Here is a 9,025-nt window from a genome sequence, read left to right on the forward strand (position 1 = left end):
GACGCGGTATCTCGAGAGCTACGACGAGTCCTGGGAGGCGCGCGGGCCGGCAGAGGAGGCGCCCGAGTTCGAGAGCGCGCTCTCGATCGCCGAGCGGCTGGCCGATCACCTCGAGCAGCAGCTCAACGTCGCGGTGGAAACCGAGGAGCAGCGGGCGATCGGGCTGGAGATCATCGGCAACATCGACGACGACGGCTACCTCCAGGCGAGCATCGACGAGATCGCGGCCCAGGTGCCGGTGCCCCCGGAGGCCGTCGAGCCCGTGCTGCGCCTCGTGCAGGGCTTCGATCCCGCGGGGGTCGGCGCCCGCGACGTCGCCGAGTGCCTCGCGCTGCAACTGGCGCAGCGCGGCCAGGCGGGCACGCTCGCCGACCGGATCGTGCGCCAGCACCTCCCCGACCTGGAGGCGCGCCGCTACAAGCGCATCGCGGCGGGGCAGCGCGTCACGGTCGAGGCCGTGGCGGCGGCGGCGCGGGCCATCGCGGAGCTCGAGCCGCACCCGGGGCGGGTCTTCGCCCGGGACGACTCGCCGGTGGTGGTCCCGGACATCACGATCGTCAAGGAGGGGGACGGGTACGAGGTCCGCCTGGTCGAGGAGGGGCTGCCGCAGCTGCGCATCAACAGCTTCTACCGGCGCATGTACCGCAGCGGGACGCTGGAGCGCGGCGACCGGGAGTTCATCGAGAAGAAGGTCAACTCGGCGCGCTGGCTCATCAAGAGCATCCTCCAGCGGCAGGAGACGATCCTCAAGGTGACGCGCAGCATCGTGAAGTTCCAGCGCGAGTTCCTGGACCGCGGCATCGATCATCTGCGGCCCCTGGTGCTGCGCACCGTGGCCGAGGACATCCAGATGCACGAGTCGACGGTGAGCCGGGTCACGAGCAACAAGTACGCGCAGACGCCGCAGGGGCTCTTCGAGCTGAAGTTCTTCTTCAGCAGCGGCATCGAGCGCGCCGGGGGCGCCGCGTCGATGTCCTCGGTCTCGGTGCAGGAGCTGCTCCAGCGCATCGTCACGGCAGAGGACCCGCGGCGGCCGCTGAGCGACCTGGAGATCGTGCGCCTGCTCACGCGCGAGCACGGGCTGGACATCGCCCGGCGCACCGTGGCGAAGTACCGCGCCATCCTCCGGCTCCCCCCCGCCAGCCGCCGCCGCAAGCTTTTCTGAGGGGGCATCCGACCCCGTCCGGACGGCCTGCGGCGCGGCGTTGAACATTTCATTTCTGGGTGCTAAGTTCAGACCAAGGAGGTGACCGACCATGCAATACCCCATCACGATCACCGGCAAGCACATCGAGATCACCGAACCGCTCCGCGACTACGTGACCGAGAAGATCGGCCGGGCCTGCAAGCTCCTCGGGAAGATCACCGCCGTCCACGTCACCATCGCCGTCGAGAAGTACCGGCACATCGTGGAGGTCATCCTCCAGGCCCACGGCTCCACGCTGCGGGCCAAGGAGGAGACGCACGACATGTACGCCTCGATCGACCAGGTCCTCGACAAGATCGAGATCCAGGTCAAGCGGCTCAAGGAGAAGATCAAGGACCACAAGCACGCCGGCGAGGCGGGCGCCGCCGCCGGTGGCGAGGAGGAGGCGGCGGCTGTTGCGCCGCGGGTCTTCGTGGCCGAGACCTTCGCGCCCAAGCCCCTGACGGTCGACGAGGCCGTCGAGGATCTCCAGGCCCGCCCGGAGTCGTTCCTCGTCTTCCACAACGCGAAGAACGGCCAGGTCAACGTGCTCTACAAGCGCGGCGACGGCACCTACGGGCTCGTGCAGCCCCCGGTGTAGGGGGCCCGGGGCCAGGGGGGTCGCCGCTTCCGGTGGGTGCGCAGGCGAGGACTGGTCGGCCGCCGTCCGCTGGCGGGACGGGAGGCGAGGTGGCGCAGGGCCGTGTGTCGCCCGCGGCCTCCTACCTGACGGTCCGCGAGCTGCTCGGCACGCCGCGCCTCGGCCTGGAGCTGTACTCCGGCAGCCAGGGGCTGGAGCGGCCGATCCGCAGCCCGCGCGTGCTCGCCGTCGGCTTCGCCGCGGACGGCTCGCTGCTGCTGCCGGCGGGCGAGGGGCTGGCGGCGGTGGGCACGCGGGCCGCCGAGCGGCTCGGCCGCGGCGGGGGGCGCGAGCGTCGCCGCTTCCTGCGCGCGCTCGAGACCCAGCCGATCGCCGGGCTGGTGCTCTCCCGCAGCCGTCCGGTCCCGGACGGCCTCGTCCTGCTCTCCCGGGAGGCGGCGCTGCCGCTGCTGGTCAGCCGCGAGTCGCTCGAGACCGCGGTGTCGCGGCTCGGGTACTTCCTGCGCAACCGGCTCGGCGCCGAGATCACGGTCCACGGGGTGCTCGTCGAGATCTTCGGCGTGGGCGTGCTGATCCTCGGCCCCAGCTCCATCGGCAAGAGCGAGAGCGCGCTCGAGCTCGTGACGCGGGGCCACCGGCTCATCGCCGACGACATGGTGATCGTGCACCGGGGGGAGAACCGGATGCTCATGGGGAGCGGCTCCGGCCTGGCCCGCTACCACATGGAGATCCGGGGGATCGGCATCATCGACGTCAAGGAACTCTACGGCGTCGCCGCGGTGCTCGCCGCCGCGGAGATCGAGCTCATCGTCGAGCTCGAGCCCTGGCGGACCGGCGCGGACTACGACCGCCTCGGCCTGGACGAGCGCTACCGGAAGCTGCTCGGCATCGCGGTGCCCCATCTGCGCGTCCCGGTCAGCCCCGGCCGGAACATCGCGGTGATCCTGGAGGTGGCGGCGCGCAACAACCTGCTCAAGCGGCAGGGATACCACACGGCCCGGGAGTTGCAGCGGCGCCTGCTCTCGCGCACCACGGGGGGGGCGTCGTGAGCGGCGGGCGGCGGCAGCGCGCCGCGCCGGCAGGGGCGGGCCGGGCCCGCGGGGACGGGCCGGGCCAGGGCGGCGGGCCGGCGTTCCTGGTGATCACGGGGCTCTCGGGCTCGGGCAAGAGCGCCGCGGTGAAGGCGCTCGAGGACCAGGGGGCCTACTGCGTCGACAACCTCCCCGTGGCACTCCTGCCGCGCATGCTGGAGCTGGCGCGGGGCAGCAAGGTCGACCTGGGTCTCGTCGTGCTCGGGATGGACATCCGCGAGCGGCACTTCGTCCGCCAGTTCCCCCGCGTCTTCCGCGCGGCCCGCGCGCGCGGCATCCCGATCCGCCTGCTCTTCTTCGAGGCCTCCGAGAACGTCCTCGTCCGCCGCTTCAGCGAGACGCGGCGGGTGCACCCGCTCGGCGGGGAGCTGCCGCTCATCGAGGCGATCCGGCGCGAGCGCGGCGAGCTCGAGCCGCTGCGGGCGCTGGCGGACGAGGTCATCGACACGTCGCAGACGCGGGTGCGCGACCTGCGCGAGCGCATGGTCGGGATCGCGCGCGAGCGGCGGCCGCCGCGGGATCTGGCGGTCAGCGTGCTCTCCTTCGGCTTCAAGTACGGCGTGCCCGCCGACGCGGACCTCGTCTTCGACGTGCGCTTCCTGCCGAACCCGTTCTTCGAGGAGGGGCTGCGGCACCTGAGCGGCCTCGACGACCCCGTGCGCCGGTTCGTGCTCGACCGGCCCGAGGCCGGCGCCTTCCTCGGGGCGCTGCTGCCGTTCCTGGCGTTCCTGGTGCCGCTGTACCGGGTCGACGGCCGGGCGTACCTGACGATCGCGTTCGGCTGCACCGGCGGACGGCACCGCTCGCCGGTCATCGCCCGGGAGGCGGCAGACTTCCTCGCCGGGAGGGGCTTCCGCGTCGCCGTGCGCAACCGCGACATCCTGGGAGAGTGAGCGATGCGGGTTTCCCGCGCAGGGGAGGAGTCATGGTCGGAGTGATGCTTGCCACGCACGGGGGCCTCGGCGAGGCCCTGATCGCCGCCATGGAGATGATCGCCGGCGGGCAGCCGCAGGTGGCGGCGCTTTCGCTGCAGGTCGCCGACCGGCTCGAGGACGCCGCCGAGCGCCTGCAGGCGGCCGTCGCCGGAGTCGATGACGGCGACGGCGTCCTCGTCCTGACCGACATGCTCGGCGGGACGCCCTCGAACCTCTGCCTCTCGCTGCTCGGGGGCACCCCCCCGGTCGAGGTGGTCTCGGGCGCGAGCCTGCCGATGCTGCTCAAGGCGGTGCAGGCGCGCCGCGATGCGGGGCTGGCCGAGACGGCGGCGCAGGTCAAGAAGACCGGGCGCGCGGCGATCATCGTGGCGAGCGAGGTCCTCGCCGGCCCGGAGCCCCGCGGGGAGGGGGGCGCGCGGCCGTGAGCGTGCGCGGCCGGATGGGGGCGCGGTGATCAGCCGCGAGCTGCTCATCGTCAACAAGCTGGGGCTGCATGCCCGGGCGGCGAGCCACCTGGTGAAGGTGGCCAGCGGCTTCGCCTCGAGGGTCACGCTCGAGCGCGCCGGTGCCAGCGCGAACGCCAAGAGCATCATGGGGCTCATGCTGCTGGCGGCGGCAAAGGGGCACACGGTGACGGTGACCGCGGACGGGCCGGACGAGCGCGAGGCGCTGGCGGCGGTGGAGGCGCTCGTGTGCGACCGCTTCCACGAGGAGCAGTGAGATCCGCGCCGGCGCGCGGATCCATCAAGGCAGGACCTGTCGACATGCTTTGGAGTGAGCTGATCACGGCGGACGTTGACAAGCCCGCGCTTGCGATCCGCGGGTTTGCGCGGATGGGGGTGGGCCACGATCCGCGCGCGTGCGCGGATCCAGCAAGGCGGACCTGTTGACATGTCTTGGCCTGAGCTGATCATGGCGCACAAGCCCGCGCTTGCGATCCGCGCGTTTGCGCGGATGGGGGTGGGCGCATGACACGCCCCGGGACGAGCCTCGTCGGGATCGGCGTCTCGCCGGGCATCGCGATCGGCCCGGCCTTCGTGCTGGAGAAGACGGACTTCACGGCGCACCGCTGGGAGATCCCCGGCGGCGGGACCGCCGCCGAGGTCAGGCGCTTCCGCGCGGCCGTGGCCGCCTCGGCCGCGCAGCTGCGCGCCTTCCGGCGCCGCCTCGCCCGCGATCTGGGGCCGCAGCACGTCTACCTGCTGGACGCGCACCTGCTGATGCTGCGCGACCGGATGTTCGGCGACGGCGTCGCACGGCTGATCCGCGAGGACCGCGTCAATGCGGAGTGGGCGGTCCAGCAGATGATCGCACGCTTTCGCGCGGCCTTCGAGGGGATCGGGGACGCCTACCTGCGCGAGAAGGCCGGCGACATGGAGGACATCGGCGAGCGCGTCCTGCGCAACCTCGCGGGGGCCACGCACGAGCGGGTCTCGGAGATCCCCGAGGGGGTCATCGTGCTGGCGCGCGATCTGGCGCCGTCGGACACGGCGCAGATGCGGCGCGAGCGGGTGCTGGGATTCGCCATCGACATGGGCGGCAAGACCTCGCACACCGCCATCGTCGCCCGCTCGCTCGAGATCCCGGCCGTCGTCGGCCTCGAGGACATCACCGCGCGCGTCGCCAACGGCGACCCGCTGATCCTCGACGGCAACACCGGGCAGGTGCACGTGCGCCCCGACGCGGGCACGGTGGCCGAGTACGAGGCGCTGCGCCGGCGCTACCACCGCTACGACATCGAGCTGCACAAGCTGCGCGAGCTGCCGGCGGAGACGCTGGACGGCTACCGCCTCGGGCTGGAGGCGAACATCGAGCTGCCCGAGGAGATCCCCTCGGTGCTCGAGCACGGCGCGGCGGGCATCGGGCTCTACCGCACCGAGTTCATCTACCTCAACCGCACCGACATGCCGACCGAGGAGGAGCACTACCGGCTCTACCGGCGGCTGCTCGAGCAGATCCGGCCGCGGGCCGCGACCATCCGCACCTTCGACCTCGGGGGCGACAAGTTCCTCTCGCAGGTGCCGCTGGCCAAGGAGATGAACCCGGCGCTCGGGCTGCGCGCGATCCGCTTCTGCCTGCGCGAGGTCACGGCCTTCAAGACGCAGCTGGCCGGGATCCTGCGGGCGAGCGCGCACGGCACGCTGCGGGTGATGTTCCCGATGGTGGCCGAGGTCTCCGAGCTGCGGCAGGCGCGGGAGATCCTGGAGGAGGTGACGGCCGACCTGGCGCGCCGGGGCGTGCCGTTCGACCCGGAGCTGCAGGTCGGGGTGATGATCGAGACGCCGGCCGCCGGGGTGATCGCCGACGTGCTGGCGCGGGAGGCCGATTTCTTCTCGATTGGCACCAACGACCTGATCCAGTACGCGCTGGCGATCGACCGCGTCAACGAGCACGTCGCCTACCTCTACCGGCCCCTGCACCCCGCGGTGCTGCGGCTGGTGCGCGAGGTGGTCCGCGCCGCGCACGCCCACGGCATCCCGGTGGCGATGTGCGGGGAGATGGCCGGCGAGCCGATCCACACGCTCCTGCTCATCGGCCTCGGGATCGACTCGCTGAGCATGAACGCCGTCTCGCTGCCGCGCGTCAAGAAGATCGTGCGCGCCTCGCGCCTCGCCGACGCCCGCGAGCTGGCCGCGGCCGCGGGCCAGCTGCGCAGCGCCTGGGAGGTCGAGGAGTTCGTGAAGAAGGAGATGCGGCGGCGCTTCCCCGACGACATCACCGACGACGGCAGGCAAGTGTGCCTGATCTGAGACCGTGCATCGACCGGGTCGCTCCCGGGCGCTTTTCCGCCCCGGGGGCGTTGCGGGGAGGGCTGCTTGTGCGGCGGTCACCAGACCGCCTCCGCGCGCCCATCCCCGCCGCCTTCCCGGGACGCAAAATCGCGACGGGATCGACCCAGTCGACAAGGGTGGGTGGTTCTGCGGGGATGCTCCCGGGCAGCCGCTAAACAGGCGATCATGCGAAAGTGGGTGCCGGCGCTGCTGTTCCTGACCACGGTCGTGACGACGCTCGGGGCGGGCGCGATGCTGGCCGGCGCCGACCCGTTCGCCGACCCCGCCGCGCTGCTCGAGGGGGCGCCGTTCTCCGCCGCGCTGCTGCTGATCCTCGGCGCGCACGAGGGCGCGCACTTCCTGATGTCGAGACGTCACGGCGTGCGGGCGACGCTGCCGCTGTTCCTGCCGGCGCCGACGCTCGCCGGGACCTTCGGCGCGGTGATCCGGATCGAGTCGCCGATCCCCGACCGCCGCTCGCTGCTGGAGATCGGGCTGGCGGGACCGCTCGCCGGGTTCCTCGTGGCGCTGCCGCTCGCCGTCGCCGGCCTCGGGCTGTCGCACGTCGCGGCGGCGTCGGTGTCGGCGTCGGGCCGCCCGGAGACCGGGATCGGCCTCGGCGCCTCGCTCGTCTTCTCCCTGCTCGAGCGTGTGGTGCTCGGCCCGCTCCCCGGGGAGGCGTCGCTCGTGCTGCACCCGATCGCCTTCGCCGCCTGGATCGGCTTTTTCGTCACCGCGATCAACCTGCTGCCCGTCGGGCAGCTCGACGGCGGACACGTGCTCTACGCCCTCGCGGGGCGGCGGCAGGAGACGCTCTCCCGCGCCGTCGTGCTCGCCCTCGCCCCGCTCGGTTTTCTCTGGTGGGGGTGGTTCCTCTGGGGCGGGATGCTGCTGCTCATGGGGCTGCGCCACCCACCGGTGGTCGTCGAGGCCTCGCCGCTCGGGACGCGGGAGCGGGTGCTCGGCGCAGTCGGGGCCGCGATGCTCGTCGTGACGTTCGTGCCCGCGCCGTTTCCCATGTAGGCGGGTCGCGCATGCGCTACCGGCTGACGCTCGAGTACCAGGGGACGCGCTACCACGGGTGGCAGGGCCAGGCCAACGCGCGCACGGTGCAGGGCGAGTTGCTGCGGGCAGGGGCGGAACTCTTCGGCAGCCCGGTGGACGTCCAGGGCTCGGGGCGCACCGACGCCGGGGTCCACGCCCTCGGCCAGGTCGCGCACCTGGAGGCGCCGCGGGCGCTCGCCGTCGAGCGCCTTGCGGCCGGCCTCAACGACCTGCTGCCGGCGGACATCAACGTGCTTGCGGCGCGCGCGGCGTCCCCGGGCTTCCACGCCCGCCACGACGCGGTGGCGCGCTCCTACCTCTACCAGGTCTCGCGGCGGCGGACGGCGTTCGGCAAGGCGCTCGTGTGGTGGGTGCGCGACCACCTGGACGTCGCCGCCATGCGCGCTGCCGGCGCCGGGGTCGCCGGGATGCGGGACTTCGCGACGTTCACGGACAAGCGCGTCGAGAAGGACGCCTCCACGAAGGTGCTCGTGCGGGAGCTGTCCATCACCGAGGCCGGCGATCTGCTGCTCGTGCGCCTGCGCGCCTCCCACTTCCTCTGGAAGATGGTCCGGCGCCTGGTCGGCTGCCTCGTCGGCGTCGGCCGCGGGGAGATCACGGCGGCCGACTTTGCGGGATTCTTCGCCGCGCCCTCGCCGTACCCGGCGCGCGCCACCGCACCGCCGTCGGGGCTCTTCCTCGAGGAGGTGATCTACGCGGGCGAGAAGTTCGTGCGCCCGCTCGCGCCCGTCCTCGCAGTCGAGCGCCCGCTCACGGAACGGGGAGCGAGAGGAGCTTGAGGCGGAAGTGCCGCTTGCGCGGCCCCTCGATCTCCAGCGTGCACTCCCCGGCGAGGGGCAGCGCGAGCGCGGGCGGCGGCGTCACCTCGACCTCGATGACGGCGCGGTCCCACGACTCCAGCTGCAGGGGGCGGGCCGGGTCCGTCCAGGCCGGGACGACGCAGCGGTAGGAGGAGGGCTCGGCACGCACGCCGAGCACGCGCACCGGCTCCGCGCGGCGGTTGGTGACCGTCACGAGCTGGCGCTGCGGCGGACCCGGCCGCAGCGGGTCGAAGGTCACCGCGGGCGGCTCGAACTGGATCTCCGGCTCGACGAGCGAGCGGATGCGCAGCGTGAGGCTCGGACGCGCCGGGTCGTTGGAGCGCACCTCGATCTCCTTGACGACCTCGCCGGCGAACTCCGACGAGTCGAACACCGCGCGCAGCTCGCCGCGCTCCCCGGGGCCCAGCACGGTCCGGCCGGTGAGCGCGGTGGTGCAGCCGCAGGTCGGCAGGACCTCGAGCAGGCGGAGGTCGGCGCCGCCTCTGTTTGTGAACGCGAAGACGCACGGCGGCCGCTCGCCCTGGACAATGCTGCCCAGATCGCAGGTCTCGCTCT

Annotated in this window: 10 protein-coding genes; 9 read left to right on the plus strand and 1 reads right to left on the minus strand. The window is 72.8% G+C overall.

The genetic code is table 11. The features are described 5' to 3' along the window. The 9 genes from rpoN to truA all read left to right on the plus strand — a co-directional run. On the plus strand, positions 1–1,165 hold a 1,165-nt coding region (gene rpoN, locus VI078_12755; GenBank protein ID HEY6000151.1), incomplete at its 5' end, for an RNA polymerase factor sigma-54. Positions 1,166–1,256: 91 nt separating this feature from the next. Further along, on the plus strand, positions 1,257–1,787 hold the full coding sequence (gene raiA, locus VI078_12760) for a ribosome-associated translation inhibitor RaiA (GenBank protein ID HEY6000152.1): 531 nt from the start codon (positions 1,257–1,259) through the stop codon (positions 1,785–1,787). An 89-nt stretch (positions 1,788–1,876) separates the two neighbouring features. After that, positions 1,877–2,836 (plus strand): HPr(Ser) kinase/phosphatase, encoded by a 960-nt coding sequence (hprK, locus tag VI078_12765; GenBank protein HEY6000153.1) that lies wholly within the window; start codon positions 1,877–1,879, stop codon positions 2,834–2,836. Then, the gene (gene rapZ, locus VI078_12770) at positions 2,833–3,771 is read left to right on the plus strand and encodes an RNase adapter RapZ (GenBank protein ID HEY6000154.1); all 939 of its coding nucleotides are present in this window, start codon (positions 2,833–2,835) and stop codon (positions 3,769–3,771) included. The genes hprK and rapZ overlap by 4 nt, the downstream gene beginning before the upstream one ends. Before the next feature lie 32 nt (positions 3,772–3,803). After that, positions 3,804–4,238, plus strand: a complete 435-nt coding sequence (locus tag VI078_12775) for a PTS sugar transporter subunit IIA (GenBank protein HEY6000155.1) — start codon at positions 3,804–3,806, stop codon at positions 4,236–4,238. Between the two features lie 25 nt (positions 4,239–4,263). Then, positions 4,264–4,533 carry an HPr family phosphocarrier protein gene (locus VI078_12780; GenBank protein ID HEY6000156.1) on the plus strand — a complete coding sequence of 90 codons (270 nt, stop codon included), beginning with the start codon at positions 4,264–4,266 and terminating at the stop codon, positions 4,531–4,533. Positions 4,534–4,781: 248 nt separating this feature from the next. Next, positions 4,782–6,563: a phosphoenolpyruvate--protein phosphotransferase gene (ptsP, locus tag VI078_12785; GenBank protein HEY6000157.1), complete on the plus strand. Its 1,782-nt coding sequence runs from the start codon at positions 4,782–4,784 to the stop codon at positions 6,561–6,563. 207 nt (positions 6,564–6,770) lie between these two features. Further along, positions 6,771–7,607: a site-2 protease family protein gene (locus VI078_12790; GenBank protein ID HEY6000158.1), complete on the plus strand. Its 837-nt coding sequence runs from the start codon at positions 6,771–6,773 to the stop codon at positions 7,605–7,607. Between the two features lie 11 nt (positions 7,608–7,618). Further along, positions 7,619–8,428, plus strand: a complete 810-nt coding sequence (gene truA / locus VI078_12795) for a tRNA pseudouridine(38-40) synthase TruA (protein HEY6000159.1) — start codon at positions 7,619–7,621, stop codon at positions 8,426–8,428. Here truA and VI078_12800 read toward each other — a convergent pair. Beyond that, positions 8,400–9,025, minus strand: a 626-nt coding sequence (locus tag VI078_12800; GenBank protein ID HEY6000160.1) for a DUF1573 domain-containing protein, incomplete at its 5' end; no start/stop codon positions are given. The two genes, truA and VI078_12800, sit on opposite strands and share 29 nt — an antisense overlap.

The sequence above is a fragment of the bacterium genome, from assembly GCA_036524115.1.
GTDB lineage: Bacteria > JAUVQV01 > JAUVQV01 > JAUVQV01 > DATDCY01 > DATDCY01.